At 42.1% G+C, this 25,976-nt stretch carries 33 protein-coding genes; 13 read left to right on the top strand and 20 right to left on the bottom strand.

The window, feature by feature from the left end; genetic code table 11:
* Position 1: 1 nt before the first annotated feature.
* On the bottom strand, positions 2–385 hold the full coding sequence (locus G0029_RS02075; RefSeq protein ID WP_180093291.1) for a hypothetical protein: 384 nt from the start codon (positions 383–385) through the stop codon (positions 2–4).
* 97 nt (positions 386–482) lie between these two features.
* Here G0029_RS02075 and G0029_RS02080 point away from each other — a divergent pair, with 97 nt between their 5' ends.
* The 5 genes from G0029_RS02080 to G0029_RS02100 all read left to right on the top strand — a co-directional run bounded on the left by G0029_RS02080 (position 483) and on the right by G0029_RS02100 (position 4,177).
* Positions 483–2,471 carry an ATP-dependent helicase gene (locus G0029_RS02080; RefSeq protein ID WP_180106274.1) on the top strand — a complete coding sequence of 663 codons (1,989 nt, stop codon included), beginning with the start codon at positions 483–485 and terminating at the stop codon, positions 2,469–2,471.
* Between the two features lie 86 nt (positions 2,472–2,557).
* On the top strand, positions 2,558–2,809 hold the full coding sequence (locus G0029_RS02085; RefSeq protein WP_078189697.1) for an RNA recognition motif domain-containing protein: 252 nt from the start codon (positions 2,558–2,560) through the stop codon (positions 2,807–2,809).
* Positions 2,810–2,851: 42 nt separating this feature from the next.
* Positions 2,852–3,214 (top strand): ASCH domain-containing protein, encoded by a 363-nt coding sequence (locus G0029_RS02090; protein WP_180106276.1) that lies wholly within the window; start codon positions 2,852–2,854, stop codon positions 3,212–3,214.
* A gap of 75 nt (positions 3,215–3,289) precedes the next feature.
* Entirely contained in the window at positions 3,290–3,793 is a 504-nt protein-coding gene (locus G0029_RS02095) for a DUF6586 family protein (RefSeq protein ID WP_078189695.1), read from the top strand.
* 105 nt (positions 3,794–3,898) lie between these two features.
* Positions 3,899–4,177: a hypothetical protein gene (locus G0029_RS02100; RefSeq protein WP_078192732.1), complete on the top strand. Its 279-nt coding sequence runs from the start codon at positions 3,899–3,901 to the stop codon at positions 4,175–4,177.
* A 73-nt stretch (positions 4,178–4,250) separates the two neighbouring features.
* Here the strand turns inward: G0029_RS02100 and G0029_RS02105 are convergent, their stop codons facing one another.
* The 5 genes from G0029_RS02105 to G0029_RS02125 all read right to left on the bottom strand — a co-directional run bounded on the left by G0029_RS02105 (position 4,251) and on the right by G0029_RS02125 (position 8,558).
* Complete coding sequence (locus tag G0029_RS02105) at positions 4,251–4,493, bottom strand: hypothetical protein (RefSeq protein ID WP_078192731.1); 243 nt, start codon at positions 4,491–4,493, stop codon at positions 4,251–4,253.
* 189 nt (positions 4,494–4,682) lie between these two features.
* Positions 4,683–6,401, bottom strand: coding sequence for a cation:proton antiporter (locus G0029_RS02110; RefSeq protein WP_180024451.1), 1,719 nt, complete (start codon positions 6,399–6,401; stop codon positions 4,683–4,685).
* 141 nt (positions 6,402–6,542) lie between these two features.
* Entirely contained in the window at positions 6,543–6,698 is a 156-nt protein-coding gene (gene rpmG, locus G0029_RS02115; RefSeq protein WP_001205031.1) for a 50S ribosomal protein L33, read from the bottom strand.
* 12 nt (positions 6,699–6,710) lie between these two features.
* The gene (gene rpmB, locus G0029_RS02120) at positions 6,711–6,947 is read right to left on the bottom strand and encodes a 50S ribosomal protein L28 (protein ID WP_000048256.1); all 237 of its coding nucleotides are present in this window, start codon (positions 6,945–6,947) and stop codon (positions 6,711–6,713) included.
* Between the two features lie 162 nt (positions 6,948–7,109).
* Entirely contained in the window at positions 7,110–8,558 is a 1,449-nt protein-coding gene (locus G0029_RS02125) for a coniferyl aldehyde dehydrogenase (protein WP_180034939.1), read from the bottom strand.
* Between the two features lie 116 nt (positions 8,559–8,674).
* On the opposite strand from G0029_RS02125, the gene G0029_RS02130 reads away from it, so the two are divergent.
* From G0029_RS02130 to G0029_RS02150, 5 genes are all read left to right on the top strand, one after another.
* Positions 8,675–9,376, top strand: coding sequence for a TetR/AcrR family transcriptional regulator (locus G0029_RS02130; RefSeq protein ID WP_078192728.1), 702 nt, complete (start codon positions 8,675–8,677; stop codon positions 9,374–9,376).
* 79 nt (positions 9,377–9,455) lie between these two features.
* A complete protein-coding gene (gene purU, locus G0029_RS02135; RefSeq protein WP_078192727.1) occupies positions 9,456–10,322 on the top strand; it encodes a formyltetrahydrofolate deformylase in 867 nt (288 codons plus the stop codon).
* 210 nt (positions 10,323–10,532) lie between these two features.
* Positions 10,533–11,279: a TonB family protein gene (locus G0029_RS02140; protein WP_180109676.1), complete on the top strand. Its 747-nt coding sequence runs from the start codon at positions 10,533–10,535 to the stop codon at positions 11,277–11,279.
* A 30-nt stretch (positions 11,280–11,309) separates the two neighbouring features.
* Complete coding sequence (locus tag G0029_RS02145) at positions 11,310–11,933, top strand: MotA/TolQ/ExbB proton channel family protein (protein ID WP_078192725.1); 624 nt, start codon at positions 11,310–11,312, stop codon at positions 11,931–11,933.
* On the top strand, positions 11,933–12,337 hold the full coding sequence (locus tag G0029_RS02150) for an ExbD/TolR family protein (RefSeq protein ID WP_078192724.1): 405 nt from the start codon (positions 11,933–11,935) through the stop codon (positions 12,335–12,337). Before G0029_RS02145 ends, G0029_RS02150 begins: the two co-directional genes overlap by 1 nt.
* A gap of 85 nt (positions 12,338–12,422) precedes the next feature.
* Here G0029_RS02150 and msrA read toward each other — a convergent pair whose 3' ends face one another.
* From msrA to thyA, 5 genes are all read right to left on the bottom strand, one after another.
* Positions 12,423–12,947 carry a peptide-methionine (S)-S-oxide reductase MsrA gene (gene msrA, locus G0029_RS02155; protein WP_180109677.1) on the bottom strand — a complete coding sequence of 175 codons (525 nt, stop codon included), beginning with the start codon at positions 12,945–12,947 and terminating at the stop codon, positions 12,423–12,425.
* A 159-nt stretch (positions 12,948–13,106) separates the two neighbouring features.
* Positions 13,107–13,565 carry an META domain-containing protein gene (locus G0029_RS02160; protein ID WP_180093297.1) on the bottom strand — a complete coding sequence of 153 codons (459 nt, stop codon included), beginning with the start codon at positions 13,563–13,565 and terminating at the stop codon, positions 13,107–13,109.
* Between the two features lie 84 nt (positions 13,566–13,649).
* Positions 13,650–14,720 carry a DUF4105 domain-containing protein gene (locus G0029_RS02165; RefSeq protein ID WP_180109678.1) on the bottom strand — a complete coding sequence of 357 codons (1,071 nt, stop codon included), beginning with the start codon at positions 14,718–14,720 and terminating at the stop codon, positions 13,650–13,652.
* 27 nt (positions 14,721–14,747) lie between these two features.
* Positions 14,748–15,260 carry a dihydrofolate reductase gene (locus tag G0029_RS02170; protein ID WP_180106280.1) on the bottom strand — a complete coding sequence of 171 codons (513 nt, stop codon included), beginning with the start codon at positions 15,258–15,260 and terminating at the stop codon, positions 14,748–14,750.
* A gap of 100 nt (positions 15,261–15,360) precedes the next feature.
* Positions 15,361–16,203, bottom strand: a complete 843-nt coding sequence (thyA, locus tag G0029_RS02175) for a thymidylate synthase (RefSeq protein WP_078189681.1) — start codon at positions 16,201–16,203, stop codon at positions 15,361–15,363.
* Between the two features lie 560 nt (positions 16,204–16,763).
* Here thyA and G0029_RS02180 point away from each other — a divergent pair.
* The gene (locus G0029_RS02180; RefSeq protein WP_180093301.1) at positions 16,764–17,276 is read left to right on the top strand and encodes a peptidoglycan amidohydrolase family protein; all 513 of its coding nucleotides are present in this window, start codon (positions 16,764–16,766) and stop codon (positions 17,274–17,276) included.
* Positions 17,277–17,298: 22 nt separating this feature from the next.
* On the opposite strand, the gene G0029_RS02185 is transcribed toward G0029_RS02180, so the two are convergent.
* The 3 genes from G0029_RS02185 to lgt form a co-directional block, all read right to left on the bottom strand.
* Positions 17,299–17,667, bottom strand: coding sequence for a hypothetical protein (locus tag G0029_RS02185; protein WP_078192719.1), 369 nt, complete (start codon positions 17,665–17,667; stop codon positions 17,299–17,301).
* Positions 17,668–18,060 (bottom strand): hypothetical protein, encoded by a 393-nt coding sequence (locus G0029_RS02190; protein ID WP_180109679.1) that lies wholly within the window; start codon positions 18,058–18,060, stop codon positions 17,668–17,670.
* A 156-nt stretch (positions 18,061–18,216) separates the two neighbouring features.
* The gene (gene lgt, locus G0029_RS02195; protein WP_078189677.1) at positions 18,217–19,029 is read right to left on the bottom strand and encodes a prolipoprotein diacylglyceryl transferase; all 813 of its coding nucleotides are present in this window, start codon (positions 19,027–19,029) and stop codon (positions 18,217–18,219) included.
* Positions 19,030–19,122: 93 nt separating this feature from the next.
* Between lgt and G0029_RS02200 the strand changes: the two genes are divergently transcribed.
* Positions 19,123–19,902: an NRDE family protein gene (locus G0029_RS02200; protein WP_218947984.1), complete on the top strand. Its 780-nt coding sequence runs from the start codon at positions 19,123–19,125 to the stop codon at positions 19,900–19,902.
* A 42-nt stretch (positions 19,903–19,944) separates the two neighbouring features.
* On the opposite strand, the gene G0029_RS02205 is transcribed toward G0029_RS02200, so the two are convergent.
* The 4 genes from G0029_RS02205 to tatA all read right to left on the bottom strand — a co-directional run bounded on the left by G0029_RS02205 (position 19,945) and on the right by tatA (position 23,859).
* Complete coding sequence (locus tag G0029_RS02205; protein WP_180109680.1) at positions 19,945–22,161, bottom strand: PhoX family protein; 2,217 nt, start codon at positions 22,159–22,161, stop codon at positions 19,945–19,947.
* Positions 22,162–22,381: 220 nt separating this feature from the next.
* Positions 22,382–23,152: a twin-arginine translocase subunit TatC gene (gene tatC / locus G0029_RS02210; protein ID WP_180106286.1), complete on the bottom strand. Its 771-nt coding sequence runs from the start codon at positions 23,150–23,152 to the stop codon at positions 22,382–22,384.
* Positions 23,149–23,625 (bottom strand): Sec-independent protein translocase protein TatB, encoded by a 477-nt coding sequence (gene tatB, locus G0029_RS18490; RefSeq protein WP_180109681.1) that lies wholly within the window; start codon positions 23,623–23,625, stop codon positions 23,149–23,151. The genes tatC and tatB overlap by 4 nt, the downstream gene beginning before the upstream one ends.
* A 12-nt stretch (positions 23,626–23,637) precedes the next feature.
* Positions 23,638–23,859 carry a Sec-independent protein translocase subunit TatA gene (gene tatA, locus G0029_RS02220; protein ID WP_078189673.1) on the bottom strand — a complete coding sequence of 74 codons (222 nt, stop codon included), beginning with the start codon at positions 23,857–23,859 and terminating at the stop codon, positions 23,638–23,640.
* A 141-nt stretch (positions 23,860–24,000) separates the two neighbouring features.
* Here tatA and G0029_RS02225 point away from each other — a divergent pair, with 141 nt between their 5' ends.
* Complete coding sequence (locus G0029_RS02225) at positions 24,001–24,882, top strand: permease (protein ID WP_180109682.1); 882 nt, start codon at positions 24,001–24,003, stop codon at positions 24,880–24,882.
* Between the two features lie 35 nt (positions 24,883–24,917).
* Here G0029_RS02225 and G0029_RS02230 read toward each other — a convergent pair whose 3' ends face one another.
* On the bottom strand, positions 24,918–25,211 hold the full coding sequence (locus G0029_RS02230; protein ID WP_180109683.1) for a hypothetical protein: 294 nt from the start codon (positions 25,209–25,211) through the stop codon (positions 24,918–24,920).
* Positions 25,212–25,276: 65 nt separating this feature from the next.
* On the bottom strand, positions 25,277–25,900 hold the full coding sequence (gene rdgB, locus G0029_RS02235; RefSeq protein WP_078192870.1) for an RdgB/HAM1 family non-canonical purine NTP pyrophosphatase: 624 nt from the start codon (positions 25,898–25,900) through the stop codon (positions 25,277–25,279).
* Positions 25,901–25,976 lie beyond the last annotated feature (76 nt).

The raw sequence follows: 25,976 nt of genomic DNA on the forward strand, positions 1-25,976 counted from the left end.
ATTAATTTTGTTGAAAATCTTTGCAATATTTTTCCATTGGTTTTTGATTTTTTGGAATTATATTTTCAATGTTTTTTATATTTTCTATTGCATTTTCTTTTGCCCGTTTCGCTTTTAATAATTCAGAATTCTCTGAAGCAATTTCATATTGTGCTTTACTCATTTTATAAGTTGCACATAAATTATCGGATATAAGCTTATGATTGCCAGAAATTAGAGCTACAGCTAGATCATCATGGAGTTGAATTCCTTTCTGATTATTTTTACTTATCAAGTGATCAAATTCAGTTTGAGTCAATTTTTTTGCGTAAGATGGATGATTTGTAAATATTAAAAGTAATAAAACTGGCTGAAGGAAATGGCTAATTAGCTTAAAATTTTTCATAAACTTATCTTTTTCTAGTTGTAATTTTGATCCTACATTAACATGTATTTTTTTTCAATCTGCTAAACTATACCTATCCATAAAATGATGAGTACACATGAGTTTAGCCAACCTGATTGATGAATTAAATCCTCAACAAAAACAAGCCGCAACAACAGAAGCACAGCATAGCTTGGTTTTGGCAGGAGCAGGTTGTGGTAAAACCAAAACCATCGTGGCGCGTGCAGCTTATTTAATTGATCAAGGCGTGCCTGCCAATCAAATTCAAATTTTGACTTTTACTCGCCGTGCAGCGAGTGAAATTGTCGCTCGTGTGGAGCTGGCTCTGGGGGAGCAAGCCAAAGGGTTACGTGCATCAACCTTTCATACCTTTTGTATGTACCTCTTGCGCCGTATTCCAAAAGCCTTTGGTCTAGAACAGTTTTCGATTATTGATCGTGATGATCAACTCATGATGTTCCGCCTGATTCGTGGTCGTGATGATAAGAAAAACCCGAACCACTTGCCCAAGCCGAAAGAACTCTGTGATCTGTATTCCTTTGCGCGGAATACGCGTCAAAAACTTAGCATTGCCATGGAAAAGCAAATGCCTGAGTACTTTGCGTTGAAAGATCAAATCGCGGATATCATGAAAGAATACGAAGCTCGTAAACGTGCGCGTAGTTTTTTAGATTATGACGATATCTTGGCGATTGTGGCGAAAGCCTTGGCGGAATCAGATGGACTGGTCGATTATGTCGCTTCGATTTGTCGCCACATGTTGGTTGATGAAATGCAGGATACCAATCCGCTGCAATGGGCGTTACTTGAGCCACTAAAGGAACGTGTCAGTTTGTTCTGTGTCGGCGATGATGCACAGTCAATCTATGGCTTCCGAGGTGCAGACTTTGAAAATATTCATCATTTCAAAGAGCGGGTACCCGACGCACAGATTTTTAAACTTGAAAAAAATTATCGTTCAACCCAAGAAATTTTAGACCTGTCGAATTGGTTGTTGGATGAAAGCGAAATTAAATATGACAAACGCTTAGATGCCTATCGTGGTGAAGGGATTAAGCCGAAAATGCATATTTTCCCGAATGAGTTTGATGAAGCCAAATGGATTGCCATCGACATCAAAGAGCGTCATTACCTCGAAGGCAGCAAATGGTCGGATCATATGGTGCTTGTGCGTTCAAGCTTTGCTGCTCGTCATATTGAAGCAGCCTGTATTGCCGCAAACGTGCCGTATCGCTTTATCGGCGGAATGAAATTACTTGAAACAGCCCATGTAAAAGACTTGCTCAGTGTGCTGCGTGTAGTGGCTAATCCCTTAGATGATATCGCGTGGATGCGCTTTTTAACCTTGTGGAATGGTGTGGGTGATGTCGGTGCGAGTAAGTTATCGCAGCAGATTTTACTTGAGCCAGAAATGCAAGCCATTGCAACCAAGTTGGAAAAGTTTGGCAAAGTACCTAACCAAGCGATTCTGATGATGAAGCAAATGTCGGTGTTGAAAGATCAGGTCAAAGAATGCGTAAGCTTGGCTGTTCAAGCGATTTCTGAGCAGCTAGAAGAAAACTATAAAAAAGATTGGAACCGCCGTCAGGGTGATTTTGATTTGGTGAAACAACTGGCATCCAAACATACGCAGTTGAGTGAATTCTTAGAAGAATATGTCCTTGATCCAGTTTCCATTTCTGAAATTGAACGCCAATCTGACAGTGATGTCGTGACGTTAATTACCATTCATTCGGCAAAAGGAACGGAGCAAAAAGTCTGTTATGTGGCGAATGTGACACCAGGGCAATACCCGCATGCACGTGCTCAGGGTAATTTCGATGAGGTGGAAGAAGAGCGTCGCGTGTTATATGTGGCGCTGACACGTGCGCAAAATGAATTGATTTTGACTAAGCAAAACTTGAACCACTGGGCACGTGAAACTGTGGATGAGCAAGGGCGTAAAGTAGAAAGTTATTTTATGAATGATTTAACTCGAAATTTATGTAGTTTGGAAACACACTATAAAACCCGTCAGCAAACCGTAAAAAGTGCGTTAATCGAAAGAAAATCGATTAATTTAGATTTTGGTATCGATCTCGATTAAAATAGATTTTTGACGTGATTTACACGCAAGTTAAAAAGCAAAATAGACAAATGCTTTTTGATGATGCTGTCTATTTGGAAGATTGAATGAAAATTTTAGTACGTAACTTAGAGCGTTCAGTTACTGAAGCAGAATTGGTTGAACTGTTTAAACCATTTGGCGCAGTAGAGTCTGCTGTTGTTGTTATGGATGCAAGCACAGGTAAATCGAAAGGGTTTGGTTTTGTCGAAATGCCAAATGGTCGTGAAGCTGTAAAAGCGATTAAAGGCCTGAATACTTTGAAAGTCAAAGGTGCGGGTATTCGCGTAAAAGCGGCTGAAGATAAGCCTAAAGCATAAATTTAAAAAGGAGCGTTACGCTCCTTTTTTTATCGGTGATCTATGAAAAAATGCTACTCGGCCTTGTCGATTGTTGCGCCATCTGGTTCGAACATTGCGTGTGGGCTTAAAACGCTTGAAGTCCGCTCATGGCAGCCCGAACATTTGCCTTTAAAAGATTTAGTGATCGTGGAAAATCAACGCTACTTACATGAAAGCGGAGATGAAGATATTGCACGTGCAGTGGCGATGGTCGATGTATATGACGTTCATGCATGGACTGAAACAGAGGTAGAGCAAGCGCAGGCGACATATTGGGCAGCAGGGTACTGGGCTTGGCGTCTGGAAAATATCAGGATGATTGATTGGGATATGCCTGTTCCTGCCAAGCATGACATTTATTTAATTGAAATCGATCATCCATAATATTTATTGTGAATTTCCTAAAAATCCGTTTAAGCTTATTCATGTAGAAAAACGCCAAAATTTAGGGAATTGTTCATGTCTCGTGTTGCTCGCTTTCATGCTGATCGTACCAATCAAAAGTTATATTTTACCCGTCTTGCATGTCAGCAAGCTGAGCAGACCGATCATGTTCAACAAGCTCAGGCTTATCGCGAAGCAGCGGTTTTTCATTTGCATGGTGCAGTACTTGCGTTTTTACAAGAGTTGGTGCGTTACTATCGTTTAAATGATCCTGCGCCCACGTTAAAGTCGATTGAAACGCTGATGGCTGAAAAAGGTCAGGTATCACCTGAAGTGACTGTTATGCAGCAATTGGCAAAGCAGGGCTTTATTGCAGAGCTGAAACGCGCACATCGTATGTGTCAATATGCACCTGAACCGTCTGCACCAGAGCCAGAAGATGAAACGTCTTCAAATTTAATTATTAAAGTTACCCAAACACCGCAAGCATGGTTGCCAGATACCGCTATTTTGCGTGAATGGCATCGTGATCTAACTCAATTAATTGATGGATTTCGTAACGAGATGGTGGAGTTCTAATTGGACTATTGCTACTTGAAATAAATTTATTTAACCCGATATAAGATTATCTAAGTAATACAAAGTGCAGATGCCTTTATCACCATGTTGCGCATGGAGGGATATATGTCTATAGAACAGTTGAAAGAACTCTTTGGGAACCAGGAAGCAATTTTAGAGCTGGTTCAATTGGAAGGTGGTGAGTTGGCATTGCGTAATGCAGGCTCAGAAAAAGAGCCTTTGGTGACTATCCAATTCAATGAAGAATTACGCAATATTTTGGGCGATCAAATGAGTGTGATCGCTCAGCAAATGATTCAGGCTGCATTGTTTGGTTTGTTAGAAAAACAAGTGGATGAATGGCATGCCGAAGTGGTCGATGAAAAGCCTAAATATATGAGCTAATCATATAGGCACTGATTTTTAGATCATGATGAAAACGCACCTTTCGGTGCGTTTTTTATACCCAAAATGGCACTTAGACTGTGCCCAGTTCAGTAGGTGAGATCAGTATCGAACCTAAAAATACAATAAAGACCCCGATGAGCTGTAAGAAAAAAGGATTTTTGGCATCTTGCCAATACAGAATCAGAAAGACGATGGAAATGGGATAAAACAATAGACAGCCCAGTCCCCATAAAATACTGGTTTTAAATGCAGCGATGAGAAAGCCCAGACCGCCAATCAAAATAATGGCAAGGCCTAAATAGAGGATGTACATGTTTTTCTCGTTTCTTGTTTGAAGTTTTTAAAAATGATGCTTCGTTTGATGCTTATTTTATCAATATGTTTTTTAAATTCAATTATTTGTGATTTTAATATTACTGAATTATATCAGTTTAAAAAAAGGCGATGCTTTAATGCATCGCCTTTTGGGTATTGCCCATAAGAACTTAATTAGGAACTTAGTTTAGTGTGTCGGAGTTTGGTGATGGGCAATTTGGATTTGATTTAAAATATGATTGCTCATATTTTTCGCCATTTCCTCTTTGGCATAATAAACCTCACCGATATTGTCACGACGAATGACTTCAGCTTCTTCTTTACTTTCCGCACAAACCAATACTTGGATAGACGGATTCAGCATTTTGGCAATATCGACAATTTTATGAATATCTAAAATATCCATAGGTGAAATGACCAAAAGGCGTGCGTGTTGAATATGGGCTTGAATTAAAACCCCAGGTTCTGTTGCTACACCGGATACCGCAGCGATGCCTTTTTCCCGCAAGTTTTCCACGATTTCACGGTTTTCTTCAGCAATAACCACTTTAATGTTTTCATTCATTAATTCGCGGGTAATACGACGACCGACTTCACCATGACCAATCAGCACCACCTGATCACGCAGATAATCCTGTGAGACCTCATCCGGCAACATGGCCAATGGGTCACTACTACGTTCCAGTAAACGGGCCAAATTCGAGCGCTCACGGATGAGTCGCTGCATAGGCTCGATTGCAGAAAATATAAATGAATTTAGCGTAATCGAGATTAAAGCGCCTGCCAGTATCAGATTTTGACCTTCCATTGAAAGGAGATTTAGAGATACACCTAAGGTCGCCAAAATAAATGAGAACTCACCAATCTGCGCCAAACTCGCCCCAACGGTTAATGCGGTATTGATGGGGTAACGGAAGAACAACACCAACGCCATTGCAGCGATGGTCTTACCAATCATGATAATGCCGACCACAGCTAAGACGTGAAGCGGTTGTTCAATCAAGATCCGTGGATCAAACAGCATGCCGACGGAGACGAAAAACAAAATCGAAAAAATTTCACGAAGCGGAAGGGTTTCTTCTTCTGCACGGTGACTAAAGTCAGACTCTTTGACCACCATACCGGCAAAAAATGCGCCCAGTGCCATGGATACACCAAATACCTTGTAGGCACCAAAAGCAATAGACACAGCTGCTGCAACCACGGTAAGCGTGAATAATTCACGTGAGCCTAAGCGTGCAACCACTTGCATAATCATTGGCACTAAGCGTTTACCAATGATTAGCATAAAGGCAATAAAACCTGCCACTTTGAGTAAGGTAATACCAAGGGTGAGCCAGATATTTTCATCTGCACTACTTTCTGTGAGTGGCTGTCCACCAAGCAATACTGCTGTGGCAGGGAGTAAGACCAGAACCAAGACCATGACCAGATCTTCAACTAAGAGCCAGCCTACAGCAATTTTACCATTCACGGAGTTAAGTAAGCCTCGGTCACCGAGAGCCTTGAGGAGAACCACCGTACTTGCACACGACAAACTTAAGCCAAACACTAAGGCTGAGCCCATGCTCCAGCCCCAAAGCATGGAAATTCCCATACCGAGTAAGGTCGCCACTGCAATTTGTAAAATGGCACCCGGGAGGGCAATACGACGGACTTGCATCAAATCATTGAGTGAAAAGTGCATACCCACGCCAAACATCAGGAACATGACACCGAGTTCGGCTAATTGGTTAGCGAGATGGATATCGCCAACTACTCCAGGCGTATTTGGGCTAATAATAATACCGGCAATCAGATAGCCGATGAGGGGAGGGAGTCGCAGGCGCGCAGCTATATAGCCAAAAATTAAGGCAAAACCAAAGCCAACAGCAAGTAATATTATGAGTTCTACATCATGAGGCACTAAAAACTCCTTAAGCCTAAGTTAAGGGTAAAAAAGACAAGCACAAAAAGTGCCAAAAGCATTTTGAAAGTTTAGCAATTCGAATAAAAAAAATGCAAAAAAAAACGACCTAAGCAGGTCGTTTTTTTCAAAAAACTAAAATTATTTGATTTTAGCTTCTTTGAAAATTACGTGTTGACGGATTTTTGGATCAAATTTTTTGATTTCCATTTTTTCCGGCATAGTACGTTTGTTCTTAGTGGTAGTGTAGAAATAACCTGTACCAGCAGAAGAAACTAGGCGAATTTTATCACGCATGTTCGTAGCTCCTTAGATCTTTTGACCTTGAGCACGTAGGTCAGCAACAACCTTTTCGATGCCCAATTTGTCGATAATACGCATACCTTTAGTAGTTAGACGAAGACGTACGAAACGTTTTTCGCTTTCTAACCAAAAACGGTGGTGATGCAGGTTCGGCTCGAACCGGCGTTTAGTTTTGTTGTTGGCGTGTGAGACGTTGTTACCAACGACTGGACGCTTGCCGGTAACTTGGCAAACCTTAGACATGGTGTAACTCCATTGATTTAGCCAACAGCAAATCTGTATGGCCAGTCAAAAAAAACATTGAATTCATTCAAGGGGCGTTTTATATCAAAAATGCGCTTAAAAGACAAGCGATTTTGCATAAAACGAACGATCACCTAGTGTGATCGTTCATGCCTTGATCGTTTATCGAAGAAGTGTCTTCGAAATCAGTTTGTGGATCGGCTTATTGAACGGTGGAAGAATGAATTTCAAACTATAGAGTTTTGGATTCGACATCACCGAGCGTTCATGCGACAAACTGAAGAAACCTTCTGGACCATGATATTTACCCATACCCGAAGCCCCCACACCGCCAAACGGCAGGTCATCTTGAGCAACATGGGTTAATACCGTGTTTTGTCCGAAATGTCCTGAATGGGTACGTGTTGCGACATAGTCGGCACGTGCCTGATCAAAGTCGAAATAGTATAAAGCAAGTGGACGAGGACGGCTATTAATAAAAGCAATAACCTCGTCAATTTGATCATATTCCATGATCGGAAGGATCGGACCGAATATTTCATGCTGCATAATTTGCATGTCTGGAGTGACACCTGTTAACACAGTCGGTGCAATTTTACGTACAGCGTCCACATCTTCATTTTGTGGGTTAAAACTGATGATTTGTGCGCCTTGATCACGTGCATCTTCTAAATAACCTTGTAGGCGCTTGTACTGCTTGTCATTAATAATCGAGGTGTAGTCCTGATTATGAGCAATACTTGGGTACATGGCTTCAACGCACACTTTATAGTGATCTAAAAATTCAGCCGTTTTACCACGAGGCAAGAACACATAGTCAGGTGCAACACAAGTTTGACCTGCATTCCAAAGTTTACCAACCGCAAGACGCTGTGCGACATCTGCAAGGTCAATAGACGGATGAACCAATACAGGTGACTTTCCGCCTAATTCTAAAATCACCGGAACTAAGTTTTCAGACGCAGCAGCCATGACAGTTTTACCGACATTGGTCGAGCCAGTAAAAATCATTTTATCGAAGGCAAGGTGACTAAACGCATCTGAAATTGGGCCACCACCGTTGACGACTGCGACCAATTCTTGAGGAAATGCTTCTGCGAGGGCTTTTTCTAATACATCACCGAATGCCGCAGAGGCACTCGAAATTTTGATCATGGCATGGTTGCCCGCAGCCAAAGCACAAATCAGTGGGCCTATAGAAAGAAGCAGTGGGTAGTTCCATGGCGTAATAATGCCGACGACACCAAGTGGTTGATATTGCACCCATGCTTTGGCAGGTTGGTGAATAATTCCGACATGGCGTTTGGATGGTTTCATCCAGTCTGTCAAATGCTTGCTATAATATTTGATGTGCTCAAGACAGGTAAGTAACTCACCAATCTTGGTTTCACCAATAGAACGGTTACCATAGTCTTGATTAATTGCATCAGCAAATTGATCTTGATACTTAACTAAGATACGCTTAAGCCGAGCCAAACGGTCTATACGTTCCTTCGCTGTAGGCAATGGGTAACGTAAATACGCTTGTTTCTGCTGTTCCAACATATTGTTGAGATGCTGGTGATCAAAAGAATGTGGTGTCATTGAAGTTGTTTTTGTTTGACTATTCATGTCGCACGACCATATCCAAATTAGCGATTAATTAATTTTTAGAGCAAATACTCTAAATAGTCAAGTTACTTTATGTGTTAGTGTTCTAATGCTTTGAAATAAATGGTTGTTTTAGGATGTCTCACACCAAAACCTTAAAAACGAAAGAACGTATTTTGCAGCTGAGTTTGCAGTTGTTTAATGAGCGTGGCGAGCGTTCAGTGACAACCAATCATATTGCTGCTGAACTGGGAATGAGCCCAGGTAACTTGTATTACCATTTCCGAAATAAAAGTGAAATTATTAAGGAATTAATGGAGCAATATCAGCATGAAACGCTAGAAATGTTAGCGCTTCCTGATGATCGTCAGCTTGATGCCAATGATAAAATTCGCTATTTCCAAGTGTTAAGTAGCCAATTATGGGCTTATCGCTTTTTACATCGTGATGTTTATCACTTGGTCGAAAATAATGAAGATTTCCGCAAAATGTATCCGCGTTTTGCCGGTCAAGTTATGCAACAAGGGCAGAAAATTTATCGTGCCTTTGTTGACGCAGGCTTAATGCAGATGACCGATTCTGAAATTGAGGCCTTAACCATTAACTTGTGGATCGTGCTGACCAACTGGACCAACTTCCTTTATATGTCGGGCCATATTACTGACTCCAACACTTTGGAAGAAAAGTGGGTGTGGCAAGCACTGCGACAAATGGTGTTCTTAGAAGGCGCATATCTACGTGGTGAAAGCCGTGAAACCTATGAGCGACTGCTCGAAACTTTAGGGCCGTCGGACTTATTTGCAAGTCTTTCAAACGTAAAGCATCAGGTTACTGAATAAGACTATTTAGTCTGGCTTTAAAAAGCGTTAGAATACTCGGCTCTTTTTTCAATTTAACTGATTAGTGATATAAACCAACATGAATATGTCGACCGCTAACACAGCACGCTTACTCATTACCTGTGAAGATAAACCAGGGATTGTGCAAGCTGTATCGAGCTTTTTGTATCATCAGGGAGCAAATATTACCGCACTTGATCAATACGCGACTGAAGCTCAAGGGGGGCGATACTTCATGCGTGTTGAGTTTGAATTGGACAATTTACAAAGCCGTAAAGAAAGTCTAACTCAAACATTTGCGAGCAATGTTGCTGAGCGTTACAACATGCACTGGCGTTTAGCTTTAGTCAGTGATGTGAAGAAAGTCGGTATCTTGGTGTCAAAAGTTGACCATGCTTTGCTTGAGCTGTTGTGGCGTCATGCACGTGGTGGTTTGCCATGTGAAATCACCAAAGTCGTGTCTAACCACGATGCTTTACGTGAATCTGTAGAAAATTTCGGTATTCCGTTTGAAGTTGTTCCTGTGAATAAAGAAAACAAACGTGAAGCTTATGAGCAAATTGATCAGTTGATGCAAGGCAATGATTTATTGGTTCTTGCTCGTTATATGCAAATTTTAGACGAAGAATTTGTTCAAAAATGGGAAATGAAAGTGATCAACATTCACCATTCATTCCTCCCAGCCTTTGTTGGTGCGAACCCATATAAACAAGCGCATGAAAAAGGTGTGAAGTTGATTGGTGCGACAGCGCACTATGTGACTGCTGATCTTGACCAAGGGCCGATTATTGAGCAAGACGTAGAGCGTGTAAGCCACGACTTTACTGTTGAACAATTGCGTGAGTTAGGTCAGGACGTAGAACGTAATGTGCTCGCACGTGCAGTCAAATGGCATCTTGAAGATCGTATTATTGTCGATGGTAATAAAACTGTTGTATTTCAATAAAACGAGATGAATTTTTGAATAAAAGGGCATACTTTAGGTATGCCTTTTTTATATTATGATTAAAAAAAGTCATTAAAACTGACGAATTAATAGTTGCAAATGAAAACACTTCTCATTTATTATTGCCGTACTTTAATTGTGCTAACCGATGAGCATGATTGTATTTTTGACAAAATAAATGCAATCGCTTCTTCAAGGTAACTGAGTTTAATGAGTCAATCTCCCGCTCCAATAATGCAATCACCTAACCTGATGAAAAAGAAAATCATTACTGCGCTTCTCGCTGTTGTGGTAGGGCATATGGGGGTATTGTGGGCGGTCAGCAATATGAAAGCACCAGAACTTAAACCGATCGAAAAAGATCCGATTAAAGTTCGCTTTGTGAAGATTGTTGAAGAGAAAAAACCAGAACCTCCGAAGCCAAAACCAGAACCGAAGAAAGAGCCACCAAAGCCAAAAGAAGTTAAAATTGTAGATAAGCCTTTACCACCTCCACCGAAGAAAGTGGAAAAAGTGGAACAGGTGAAAAAGAAAGATGCGCCGAAACCAACTGTTGAAGCGGTCAAAAACGTACCACCAACACCTGTTGTTTCAACTGTGGTTTCTGAAACGAAAGTCGTTCGTGTTGAACCAACACCTCCGGCACCTGTTGCACCACCACCTGCGCCACCGACACCTAAAACTGTGAGCATTGGTAATGGTGTCAGTTGGATTAAGAAACCTAATGTTCAATTTGAAGATGGTGAATTAAAAGCGTCGTGTACAGTTGAAGTTGCGATTGCAGCAAGTGCTGAAGGTAAAGTCGAATCAGCAACGATTAAAAACTCGACTTGTGGCGCTGCTGTAAACCGTAAAGTGACTGCTGCAGTGAAGCGTGCACGTTTATCCAAATATATTGATAATGGTGTGGCAACTCCGACGCGAGTTGATCAACCATTCAACTTTAAACTTAATTAAGATTCCGGCTAACCCATTAGGAGTTCGAATATGAACTTTTCAGTTTATTGGCAACATGCAGATGCAGTCAGCAAAACACTGTATTTCGTGTTACTTGCAATGTCGATTGCGACTTGGACGATCTTCGTTCTTCGTATTATGGGCACACGTCAGCTCAAACAAGTGGCGTATAACCACCTTGCAGATGCACTAAGCAAACTGAAAGCGAAATTTGCTCCTTTGGCTTTTGAACAACGTAAGGCTGTGGCTGAACAAGCATTACTACGTCAAATTTCGGTAGAAAAAGCTAATGCTGAAAAAGGCGTATCTGTATTGGGTACGATTGCTTCAATTGCACCGTTCGTAGGTTTGTTCGGTACAGTATGGGGTATTTTCCATGCCCTTGTAGCAGTGGGTAAAAGCGGTCAAGCGGGTCTTGCACAAGTAGCAACACCAGTCGGTGAAGCCTTGATCATGACGGGTCTTGGTTTGGCTGTGGCGATTCCTGCGGTTTTGGCTTATAACATCTGTGTTCGTTTTAACCGTACACTGTCGAATGAATTGCAAGATCAAGCGCATGGTTTATTGATTGATACTATGTTGCAACAAGAATCTGCAGCGAAGAAAGAAGACGTGAAAACTGCACAGCAAAGTTTAGCTGGAGGTCAAGCTTAATGGCTTTTCAATTGGGTGAAGACAACGATGCTGGCATGAATGAGATGAACCTCATTCCGCTCATCGATATTATGTTGGTATTGATGATCATCTTCTTGGTGACTGCGACTGTTGCCAACCCATCAATTCCATTAACCTTGCCACAAACGACTGCAGAAGTGATTGATCTGCCAACTGAAAGCGTAACCATCAGCATTAACTCAGCGGGTGATATCGCTTGGAATGGTGATATTGTGACGCTTGAAGATTTAGAAAGTCGTCTAAATACAGCTGGTCAGCAAGAACGTAAGCCTGCATTGGTATTAAAAGCCGATAAAGAATCACGTTATGACACAGTTGCACAAGTGATGTCGCGTGCGAGTGGAGCCGGACTCAGCGATATCGCCTTTGCCAGTGATAACTAAGCACTGAGCTAAGATAGAAAAAAGCGACAGAAATGTCGCTTTTTTTTTATGTCTCTATTTTGAAAATAGACGCTGTTTAATTAGATCACTCAGATTTGAGTAGGTCTTGAAATTTGCTACGTAATTTCATAAGTTTAGGTGGTATTGAGAAATTACAATAGCCTTGGTTTGGGTTACGTGCAAAGAAGTTCTGATGATATTCTTCGGCAGGGTAGAAGGTCGGCATTGGACTCAGTTCAGTCACGATATTGATGCCTTCAGCTTTTAACTCGTCAATGCGTTGTTCAGCGATTTGCTTTTGTGATTCGTCTTGATAGAAAATCACTGAGCGATACTGTGTACCGACATCATTGCCTTGACGGTTCAGCGTAGTGGGATCGTGAGTTGCGAAAAATACATCCAGCAATTGGCTAAAACTGATTTGGCTGTCATCAAAATTGATCTGAATGACTTCTGCATGTTGGGTATTCCCCTCACAAATTTGCTCATAGCTCGGATGCTGAGTAACTCCCCCTGCATAACCACTGACGACTGTTTGCACGCCCTTTAGTTGTAGAAAAACTGCTTCTACACACCAAAAGCACCCACCACCAAATACCGCTTGTTGCATAGTGAAATCCTATTTTGTTCCCTGATGTTTAATATGGGGTTATAGCTAAAAACTGCAATGTACGTCTGTATACTAATCACTAGTTTATGTGCATTAAATGTCTCTGGCATGACTGAACAGTGAATAAAAAAGTCTGCCGAAGCAGACGTTTTTAACGATTTAACGCGGTTGAACAGCGCTTTCATATTGAATTAATAAATTGCCGTGACGGTCTAGCAATTTCAAGGTCTTTCCAAAAACTTGATAATGCGTTACCTTTTCGAGTGCTGCATGGTACTGTCGCTCTAGCCCATTGTTATTGAGACAAGCCATTTGTGTTGCAGCAATCGGGCCAAACGTTATGGTGTCTTTGCCAGCATTATAGCCACCCATTATACGATTACAGCCGTCTGCACCTGAGACACGTTTTGAAGCCGCATCGAATTGAATACTTGGAATATTCTGCGCATTGGGTGCTGTTTTGATTGGAGTGTTGCCAATCTGAGTGGCAATCCAAGTACGATTCTGTAATAGGTTTAAATTTTCAGTTATGGTGTTGTCTTGTGCAGGCATGCTTTCACAGCCTGTCACCACTAAAGTTGAAACCAAAGTTGCAGCAACAAATATTTGTTTTAGCATCGGAATTTCCCCGTGGAAGCATTTCAACTATCTAAGCAAATATCGCACAGATAAGCTAGCCATATTTGTATCATTATTTAAGAATTACAATTGATTGGCGCTTGGATTTGAATGTGAATACGGCAAACCTTGTCGAATTAATTTGGAATATTGTTCACTGCTCAGTTGCTTGATTTGAGAGACACGAGGGTTAACATGGGCTTTTTGATACCATGTTTTCATATCCCAATTTTGGTCTATGGCATGGAGGTCATACAAATAATTCGGCAAATAACCCGATGCAAATAAGCGGTAATCGGTTGGAAGTTGATGTTTGGAAACGGCTTGAATCATGTCAAATACCAGTGTTGTACAATTACTGGTGAGCGTGTTGTACCATTTAGGTTGAGTCCGCAGTTCATCGGCTTTATGGAGATATTCTACAAACAGCGCCTGCATTTCAGATTTTGGCATGTTTACGGGGAAGAAATAGACCTGTTCACCACGTGTATTGCTACGAGTATAGATGATATCTTTTTCATCTGATGCAATGAGGCTCAGTTCATATTTACGGAAAAAACCACCAATTGCAGAGAATTCTTCATTTTTTTCTTTGCGAATTTCAATCGAAAACGTCAGCGGTGGTCGGTCAGCAAAATCAAAACTGACCAAGGTATGGGCGATTTGCGGCCCCATCCAATACGAGGTAATGATGTTGACGCCATTGATTTGACTCAGGTCATATTGGCGGGTTTCCCAGTGCGGGGTATAGCTGCCATCGGCATGCCAGTCGAAATTACGCACATTGTGCAAGGTGACCAGATTGCCTTGCTTTTCATAATCTAGAATTTCTGCCACTTCAGGATTCCATTCACGATCTTGGCGTGCTTCCATGCCAAAATACCAAAATAGACCACAGATAAAGCCCACAATATAAATCAAGACATCTTTACGACGGCTAAAAAAGTGTTGGGTAATATAGATGCCTAAAATGCTAAGAGCAAAAGCGATCCAGATCCCAATGATAATGCGGCTGCTTAACCAGCCTGCCGGTTGCTGTATCCACAGGGCGGCACAGAGCCAAATCGAAGAACAGAGGACAAACACACTAAATAGAGCATGAAGAATACTTCGCCCTATTTTTTTGAACATTACTTGTTGGTCACTCTGTTGCATATTTTTCTTTTAGCTTAAGATTTTTCTTTATTTTCGGTAAGTTGCGAACTCAAAAGCAATCCCAGTTTTGTCGTCGATATGTTGTTCTGACGCCACTTTTTGAAAGTCCGCAGGAATTTCAGGATAATGCGCATCACCTTGAACATCGAGTTCAACATGCGTGAGTTCTAAACGGTCTGCGATGCCGATGGTTTGCTTAAAAATTTCACCACCACCAATAATAAACAAACTTGTTGTTTTTTCTGAACTCGCGACATCAGCAACAGCTTGCGTTAACGCCTCATCGATACTATATGCGACTTTGGTACCTTCAAATGACCAATTGCTATCTCGTGTAATCACCCAATTGACACGCTTCGGTAGGGTACGTCCCATAGACTCTAGGGTTTTGCGTCCCATGACCACCACACCGCCTTGGGTGATGGCTTTAAAGTGTTGTAAATCTGCAGAAATATGCCACGGCAAATCATTCCCTTTACCAATGCAGCGCTGCTGATCCATAGCGACAACATGCACAATTTCTAAATTTTGAAATGCCATAGTTTGAACTCAAATAGCCGAATTATTTGCCGTCTATTAGAATGCAAAATCCCGCTTGAGGTAAAGCGGGATTTTGCTTTTCAGTTGGGATTTCTAAAAATTAAACCGCAACAGGGGCTTTAATTGCAGGATGTGATTCATAACCTACGATTTCAATATCTTCAAATTTAAAATCGAAAAGATCGGTAATTTCAGGATTGAGTTTTAATTGGCACAGACCCATTGGTTCACGTGTCAGTTGCAACTGCGCTTGTTCGAAATGGTTGGCATACAAATGTGTATCCCCACCGGTCCAAACGAAGTCGCCCACACCAAGACCACAAACTTGTGCAATCATGTGTGTTAACAGGGCATAGCTGGCAATGTTAAACGGCACACCTAGGAAAACGTCAGCACTACGTTGATATAATTGGCAAGATAATTTTCCGTTTTGAACAAAAAATTGAAACAAGGTATGGCATGGTGGCAATGCAACATTACCTGCCTCATTTGGGTTCCAACCAGACACGATTAGACGACGAGAGTTAGGATTGGTTTTGATTTCATTGACCAACCATTTGATTTGGTCGAAACCATCTTGTTCATATAGGCCATCGGCTTTTTTGGTTGCACCGAAATTACGCCATTGATGACCGTAAACAGGACCTAATTCGCCGGCAGGACGACCAAAGCGTGCAGTTTGTTCTGCGGTAGACCATTCATCCCAAATCGAGACTTTATTGTCTTGCAAATATTGAACATTGGTATCGCCTTTAAGGAACCACAACAGTTCAATCACGATAGAGCGGAAATGAACTTTCTTGGTGGTGAGTAAAGGGAAACCTTGAGAAAGATCGAAGCGCATTTGATGACCAAATACAGAACGTGTTCCCGTACCCGTACGGTCGCCCTTGTCGCCGCCGTTGTCGAGAATGTGTTGTAAAAGGTCTAAATACTGGCGCATGTCTCTCTCATAATTTGCTAAATTTCTTGTGGCACATATTAGCTTGTTTTGCGTGTGGAAGGAACTGTGATGGGCGCTTGAATATAGTCAGGTTTAAAAAATCCAAAACATACGGTGTTTATTGGGTGATGACCAAATTTTGCAGGCAACAAGAGCTGAGTTGCCTGAGCTGAAGACGTCTATTAATAACAATTACATCAAGTGTTAACGAGACAATATGTCTGTTAAATCAAGCATGAGCTTAGAAGACTTAAGCTCTATTGTTTACATATTAAGCGATGTTACATTCGCAGCGTTGAAAAAAATACAGATAAGTTTGATTAAAAAATACACGTGATTTTTCTCATTATGAAGAGGTGATTTTAGGCTATTATTTCTGAATAAGAGTTTGATATCAAAAATAAATATATTTGAATTAAAAATAGACGGTCGTATTTAAATGTGAAGATTTGTTTAAGAAATCTTACATTTTTTACATGAAAAAACATGATTTACGCGGTACTATCACCCTCGTTAAAATTTTTGTATGCCTAAATATAGGCGGGAGTGTGGGTTAAAGAATGGCTTATGATCACAATGTAAACTTGAGTGAAGTGCATGCTCCAGTTCAGGCAAATATCATAATTCGTTCTCAGGCGAGTAAAAATACGGGCAAGTCCAATACCACTCAAAAAGCAGCGACTAAAAATGTGGTATCCCGAAATGGTCAGCGTATCGATATCGATCGTTTGACTGGATTTTTACAAGGCATTACCCGCAAAAGCAGTACTCAGAAATGTGCCCGCAGTGTTCGTTTAGCACTTGAGTCCGCAGGGGCACGTTTTAACGGTCACCCCGTTGCCGCAGCAGATTGGGGCAGCACATTACAAAAAATTGGTTATCAAAAAATTAATTTAGCGTTTGATCGACCTAAGAAAGGCGATATCTATATTATCGACCGCAATCAAAGTAGCCGTTATGGTCATATCGCAGCATATTCAGGTAAGGATTGGGTGTCTGATTATCGTCAAGCGGGTTATGCGGTCTATCGAACTCCAAATGTGAAATATAGCTATTATCGCTTAGCGGATTAACAGCCCGTGGCTGAATAAAAGGTTAGTCTTCAAACCTTTTTGCACGCTGACTGTAGATCGAGACGATAAATAATCCAATTGCAGCAAAGCCCACACATTGCAGCGCTAAAATCCAGCGTTGCTCATTGGGTAGAAAATAAATTAAGCACACTAAACATAAAATTGGCAAACCAGCCAAACCGCATTTTAATGACTGAGACAGTGTTTTTAGTTTGTCTTGTCTGAGCTTATAAAGCAGATCAATCATCAAACCAATGGCTAAACTTATGCCCGCAAAGCGGGGATCTAGTTGTTTTTGTTCAGCGCATAGAAAAATAAGCACGCAGGTACTAATACAAATGATGAGCTTGATTTGTCGGTTACAGCGCTCAGAGTACCAAAACGTCAGCATTTAAATTTTACCTTGGGGTGAAGTTTTCTCGTTTTTATTCAGTAGAGAAATCGGGGAGAGTAGGCAGATCGCCAAAGCCATAAAGCCAATGCCTTGAGCACCCGGAATCAAAATTTCACCCTTATTTATGTTGATAAAAACCAATGCTAACAGCAGTGCAATCGGAATCCACGTCAATAAACGATAGAGTAAACCAGTTGGGTTTTTTGCTGCAAAATGAATCTTGCAATAACGACAAATCAGGAAAATGACGCCTGTACCCATGAACATTAGAATGGCTTGAAGTGTTAGGGGTTCCATCCAATACAGAACACCGGTTAGTACGACCATCGCAATAAAAAACAAGATTTTTTTAAGTACAGAAACGCTGGGGTTAAACCAAAATTCAAGCATGGATCGATAGTTTAAAAATAAGCTGAATAAACTTTAGCACAGATCAGTTGTCTAATTCAGTCACTTCATGTCCAGTAAATGCGTATGAAGGAGTAAATTTCAGCGCATAAAAAAGCGAGGCTTAAACCTCGCTTGCTTAAAGACATTTAGAAAATATTAGTGATTCTTTTGTGGACCCCAGTCATAGATTTTTTTCTGGTAGGCATACCACATCATCCATAGGCCAATCAGAATCATCGGAACCGTCAGGAACTGACCTTTACTCATCCATCCAATGAACAGTTGACCATTGTCCGGCTCACGGAAGAATTCAACGGTGAAGCGTGCGATACCATATCCGATAAGGAACAAGGCTGAAACGGCATAACGTGGACGAGGTTTTGAACTAAACCACCACAGCACGATAAACAGAATTAAACCTTCACAGAGGGCTTGATAAAGCTGCGACGGATGGCGCACCAACTGGAGTGGATCGGTCGGGAAGATCATGCCGAAAGCAAAATTTGGGTCAGTCACTGCACGACCATATAGCTCGCCACCAATAAAGTTCCCAATACGACCAAACATTAAGCCTGTTGGAACGCAGGGTGCAATAAAGTCGAGGGTCTGGAACCAAGTCATTTTATATTTCTTGCACCACAGTAACATGGCAATCATGACCCCAAGGAAACCGCCATGGAAGCTCATGCCGCCTGTCCAAACTTGGAATAGCCACAATGGGTTGGCAAGGAACTGATCGAAACCATAAAAGAAGACATAGCCAAAGCGTCCACCAATCACGACACCCAATGCACCGTAGAAAATCAGGTCTGAGACCATTTCTGCGTTCCAGCCGTCACGTTGTTTTGCACGGTAGGTTGCCAAGCCCCATGCAAATAAAAAGGCCAATAAATACATCAGACCATACCAGTGAACTTGTAGTGGCCCCAGTGATATCGCCACAGGGTCGATATTTGGATATGTCAGCATTGCTGTTCCTTGTCATTATGTTTTGCACAGATTTTAGCTGAATGTGCTGAAAAATGTTGTACATTCAATGTGTAAAGATATTGAGAGTTGAATATGTGCATTGTGGCTTTTGCTTGGCAGGTCTTGGATGACATGCCACTCTGCCTGATTTCGAATCGTGATGAGTTTTATCATCGACCGACGGCAGGCCTAAAGCAATGGGTAGATAGTCCGATTATTGCAGGGCAGGACTTACAGTCTGGTGGAACATGGATGGGGATAACCGCTCAAGGGCGTTGGGCGATTGTGACCAATTTTCGTGATGGTCGTGATCAGACTGCATATCCCACTTCACGTGGCGCTTTGATTCAGCAATTTTTAGAATCTGAGCAAACGCCCATTCGGTTTGCGCAAGCACTGGAACAAATCCAATGTAATTATGCCGGCTTTAATTTATTCGTTGGCGATGCCACTCAAGCCGTTTATATGAGTAATCGCGGTGAAGCGCCACAAGTCTTAGCCAAAGGGGTGTATGTCACATCCAATGGTTTAATGACTGAACATTGGGAAAAGACCCGACATTTACGCAAACGTTTCACGCAAGAATTTTTGCCGATGCTACAAAGCCAGCAACCACAGGCGGATATAGACGCTGCTGCGTGGGATATTTTGGAAGATGAACGTAAAATCATTCCAGCATTGTTACCCAATACTGGGATTCAGGCGGAAATGGAACATTTGCTGTCTTCAACCTTTATTCAAAGTCCGGTGTATGGCACCCGCTGTTCAAATTTATTGTGTATGCGGGATTCACAGTGGCATTGGCAGGAAAAACAGCAGCAGGGTGAGCAACAAGGACAGATCACCCAGATAGAAGTGCATTTAAAGCCATAAAAAAAAAGCCGACGATTCGTCGGCTTATTTTTTAGAGGTGTCTTATGCGGTTTTTTGCGTTGGCTGAGCTTGTTCTACCGCTTCGCCAGCAATCACACCACCATCTTTACGGGTGATGACTACGGTCGCTGAGCGAGGACGTGAAGTCGCTGCTGCATTGGTTTGTGATGCAGGCCAGTGGCTGGTCGGTTCAGAATAGGATGCTGAATCTTCACCGGGATGTTGCACATTGATAAAAATCGCTTTGTAGTCAGGTGTCATCGTCACACCTGTGATTTCACATTCTTTAGGTCCAGTCAGGAAGCGACGTAAGTTTTCATCATTCAGTTTTGCACCCACAATGGTTTCTTGACCCGATGATGTCGTGGCTTTTGTACCATCACCGACTTGACCCGGAAGCGCAGCAAGCATCATACAGTTGGTGGTATCAGTATAAGCACCGTCATCGGTTTGAATCCATAACACACCACGTGGGTCGAACCACATCCCATCAGGTGATGACAAGTCATTGTTATCATTTAGACCAGATAAGTTAATGTTGCTCGCCATTTTTGCTTCAGCACCAAACAGGTAAATATCCCAAGTAAAGCTGAGAGCTGTGGTTGTATCACCATCTTCACGGAAACGGATAATATGACCGTTGACGTTGCCTTTACCACCTTCAGGGTCGATGTAGTTACGTGGGTTGGCAGCATCTAGTGCATGCGTCGTACCACGGTTCGAGTTATTGGTGAGGGTCACATAGACTTCACCATTGTCTGGATGTACAGCGACCCATTCAGGACGGTCCATTTTGGTAGCACCGACAGCATCTGCGGCAAGACGTGCGAAGGTCAGAACATCTGCTTGTGAGCTAAACGGATACACGCTGTTGCTTTGGTTTAAACCATTGACGTTATAGCTCAATTCAATCCATTGACCTTTGCCATCATTGTTAAATTTGGCAACGTATAACTTACCGTTGTTCATGTATTTGTCGCCCGCGGCATAGCCACCGTTGACATCTTTTTTATTCCATTTTTGGTCGGATACAAATTTATAGATGTATTCACCGCGTGAATCATCGCCCATGTAAAACGCGAGGTTGTCATCTTCACGTAAGCGACTTGCACGACAGTCTTCATGTGCAAAGCGACCCAGTGCAGTACGTTTTACTGGGTTTTCACGGCGGTCAAATGGATCGATTTCGACAATCCAACCAAAGGTGTTTGGACCATTACGATAATCTTCCGCTGCCTGAGTACCGGTAACATTCGCTGACCAACGGTCATATAAATCTTGTGACTCATTACTTCCAATCGCCGTTTCCCAACCATAGCGTGAGTTTGCACCCGCTTTTAGGCCATAACGGTTGAGTGCCACAATTTCAGCCGGACTACGTTTGGCATCATCTGCTTTCGCACGAGCGAAGTAACCAATGAAGTTTTCTTCTGTCGTCAGGTAAGTTCCCCACGGGGTATAGCCATTACCGCAGTTGTTGTGTGTACCACGGGTTTGCTGGCCATTGGTTGAAAATTTCGTGCAAACTAAGCTTGAGCCTGCAACTGGGCCTTTAAAGTCCATTACGGTCGATGCGGTAATACGACGGTTAAATGGAGAGTTTTGTACCAGTTTAACGGCTTGAGTCTTGCTGTCTTTCTCAATTTGAATCACAGAAACACCGTGTGCATTGACTTCACGGATGACTTCATCTTCAGGGCGACGACCTTCCACTTTGGTTGGGCCTTGTGGGTGTAAGAAGGTCGGGTTGATGTATTCATGATTCATTACCAACAAACCTTGGTCAGACTGCTTGGCATCATAACGTCCAGAGGTGGTATTTAAACCAAAGAAGCTCATACCGTCATGGCAGTCACCAGAGCGGAATTGGAAGCTTGGGCCAGAAGGAACATTGTTATCATCCCACGCTGGATATGCAGGGTTAATCGAGTCACCCATCGCATATAGCACATGCGCTTGATAGCCTTCAGGAACAGTCACGATATCGTCTAAATTTTTTTTCACCGGTGTGAAATTGAACTTGGTCGGTTTTTGATTAGGATCAGTGACAGGTGGTTTAGTATTACTATTTGAATCTGAGTCATTGTCATCATTACACCCCGTTAATGAAGATGCCAATGCAAGTGCGACTGCACCACTCGCAGTCTTGGTAATCAAGCTACGACGGCTGATGCGTTGTTCTAAAATGTCACGAAAATGAAGGTTATCCGAAGTGTTGTTATCAAGTTCTTGATCTTCGTTATATGGCATGTTTGTCATGAATTTAAATCCTGGCAAAGGTGTGCTGGGTAAAAGTTGATCACATAAAGCTATCGATAAAATATGACAATGCTTTGAAGCTAATGTTGCAAACTGATGAAATAGGCGTTTAGATTTCGCTGCATGTAAATTGCAAAACATTAAATGGGCGCATAAAAAAAGAGGCTATCTCAGCCTCTTAGGTGTAAAACTCACCAAAATTGTCTAAACATCAGTCTATTTAAGTTGTAGTTGCACGTCGTTTTTCAATCAGCTTGCCAAAGAACAAACCCAGCTCAAACAGCATCCACATGGGAATGGCCAGCATGATCATCGAAAGCGCATCGGGTGGCGTGGCAAACATGGCGACAAAAAAACAGCCGACGATAATAAAACGACGCTTCTCCACCAAGGTTTGAGTAGACACCACCCCGATCAAAATCAAAATTAACGTGATGATAGGAATTTCAAAGGTCAGTCCAAACACCAAAAATAGCTTTAAGCAGAAACTTAAATAACTATTGATGTCAGTCATAGGGGCGACTGTTTCAGGGGAAACACTCATAAAAAAATGTAGGATGGACGGCAGGGCAACCCAATAGGCAAAGGCAATACCGGCATAGAAGAGGACGATACTGCCGAATAATAAGGGCATCGCCAAATGCCGCTCTTTTTCATACAGTGCAGGTTTGATGAAGGCCCAAAGTTGATAAATCACGAAGGGCATCGCGAGCATAAGCGCGACAAAGAAATTTAGCTTAAACGGCGCCATAAAGGTGGCGGTCACATCCGTTGCGATCATGGATGAGTTCATCGGCAACTGCGCACGCAGAGGCTCTGACATCAATTGATAGCTTTGATTGGCAAAGGGTAGTAAACAAAAGAACAGAATCAAAATAAGTCCTGTAATTTTGATCAAATGCCGACGCAAAATCACCAAATGTTTGGTGATCGGCATTTCTTCCAAATCAGGCACAGTGTTCTGTGAATTATTTAGTGAAAGATCTGTCATACGGCCACCTGATATTCTGCTAATGCATCGGTCGAACTTAATGCAGCAGATTGATCTGTTTTAATTTCGTGCTTTATTTTCATTTGGGGTGTAACCACGGCAAATATCGTGCTCTGACCACGTTCGATGTACTGATAACGTGGGGATAAATTTTTATTGTCAGGTAGGACTGCTTCTTGTTGTTTTTGCGCAGTCTGTTCTATGGGGTGTTGCGTTTGTTGCAATTCATTCATCTGAGCCTGCATACGCGCTTCGAGCTGTTGAATACGTTGCATTTCTTTTTGCATTTCTTCACGAAGTTCGGACATGCGAAGTTCACGATCAATGTCTGTTTGCACGTTACTGATCAGTCGTTTAACTTTCCCGTACCATTTACCTGCAAAGCGGATACCTTCAGGCAGTTTTTCCGGGCCGAGTACGATCAGCGCAATAATGCTGAACACCAGTAATTCGCTAATACCAATATTAAGCATTATGACAACTCCTTAGCTTTGAACTGAGGAATTGGTTTTATTTTGAGCTTCATGCTCTAGCGTGCGAGGCTCATTAAGCTGTGTATTTGCTGCGTCTTCATCACGCATCGATTTTTTGAAATCTTTGACCGCGCCGCCGACATCTTTGCCCAAGTTTTTTAGTTTTGATGTACCAAAGAGTAAAATCACCACAATTGCAAAAATCAGTACATGCCAAATCGATAGTCCAGCCATCTTGTTATCCTCTTGTTGGTCTGCACAACATTTCAGCAGTTGTAGATGACAGTGAAGTGACCAAGATGTTGCAGTTTAAAGACAGCCGCGAAGCTTATCTTCAGTGTTACTATGCATGGATTGAGCAGTGAGGGTGGTGTAGTGGCGTTTCTTCTTCCGATATTGGGTTTTTTAAGTGGTCTCGGATTGGCATCATTATCAGGAACATCATCGCTCAAATCGATTTTCTCTAGCTTACTTGCACGCTGTTTTATTCCAGCCGTAATCATCTACAACATGGTGTTCTATCAAGCAGGCAGTTTAGCGCTCATGCTCTTTAGCTTTAGTGTTGCCGTGCTGATGTTTTATTTATTTCGCTGGCTGTTAAAAGATAGTTTACGTGCCTTGTGTGTCAGTTATTTGAACTTGGCTTGGCTGGGTTTTCCTTTTGCATTAGCATTGTTCGGCCCTGAAATTAGTACAGCGATGGTGGCTTTGTATGTCGGTGGTTCTATCTTTGGCAATATGTGGGCCGTTACAGCCGTCAGTTCAGCCCAACTCCCATGGTCGAGCGTGATTCAAAAAGTGGCGATGTCACCGCCTGTATTTGCCTTGATGATTGCAGGTGTCTGTCGAATAGTTGGATTACAACATTTAGAAGAACATCAGATCTTAGATTGGCTGTATCAGGCTGCAAAAATTGGAATGAGTTTCACGGGGATGTGTGTCTTAGGCATGTGGCTGCGTCAAACCAAGGTGCAGTGGCGTGATCTGATGAACAGTAGTCGTATTTATGCGATGAAACTCACCGTTGGCGCGGTGATCTGTAGTTTGAGTTATGCCTTTCTTCCGATTCCTCAGATCGAGAAATATATTGGGGTGATGTTCATGCTGTTCTGCTTACCCCCTGCAGCCAATATTGTGGCTTTAGAAACGCATTATCAAGGAACAGGCACTTCGGCACGTTATATTGCTTCAGGCACGATTATGAGCTGTATCGTCGTCAGTTTTTATGGGTTAATTTTGCATCTTTTTTCGCTTTAAAATGAAAGTGAATTATAGATGCCCACAAAGGGTGACTACTTGAGCTGTTTGCGAATCTGCCAATCACGCACGAGGGCGTATATCATTGCGATACCTATCAGGCCTGGAAATCCAACCTGACCTTGCGACAGATTAAGCATGATCGACAGTATGATCAACACTGCAAAAATAGCGTAAGTGGTACGAAAGCCCGAGGTGAGCGGGTAGGTCAGTTGCGCATGGCAATGAGGGCAGCTTATTTTTTGAAAACCAAGAAATGAGCGTGTTGGGATTTCAGTTGAAGTGTGATGGCAAGCGTTGCATATGATCTGTATCGGTTGAAGTGCCATAATTATTCTATTTTTATTCAGGAATTGGAGTTAATCTTTGGCATTAAGATTAACTCCAATTCAAATTATTTCAAACTTGCTTTAAATAATTTCATCGCTTGACCACGATGGCTGATTTTATTTTTTTCTTCTTTTGATAATTCAGCACTAGAAACGTTTAGTTCAGGCAGCCAAAACAGTGGGTCATAGCCAAAGCCATTTTCACCGCGTGCTGCTTCCATCACTTCACCGCGCCAAATCCCTTGGAAAATTTGTGGGAGTGGGTCTTCTGCATGTTGGACCAAAGCCAAGACACATACAAACATCCCTTCGATGGCTTCACCCTCTTTACGGAGTGGTTTGAGGTCAGCAAGCAACTTGGCATTGTTAGCGGCATCATTGCCATGTTCACCTGCATAGCGCGCAGAGTAAATCCCCGGTGCGCCACCAAGCACAGGTACGCAAATGCCAGAATCATCTGCAATGGCTGGCTTGCCTGAAATTTTCGACGCATGACGCGCTTTGATAATGGCATTTTCAACAAAGCTTAGACCGTCTTCGATGGCATCTTCAATGTTCAACTGACCTTGTGGAATCACTTCAACAGGCAAATTCAGTTCCGCAAACATTTTTTCAAATTCTGCAATTTTGCCTTTGTTATTACTTGCAAGCACCAAAGTGCCTTGAGATAACCAATCAGTTGAAGCCATGTGAATATTCACCATAAAACAAGATTTGAGGCTATTTTAACAAGATGCTGTGGTTGACAGGCAATAAAAAAGCACC

Origin of the sequence: Acinetobacter sp. YH12138, from assembly GCF_015218525.1 — a bacterium.
Lineage (GTDB): Bacteria > Pseudomonadota > Gammaproteobacteria > Pseudomonadales > Moraxellaceae > Acinetobacter > Acinetobacter amyesii.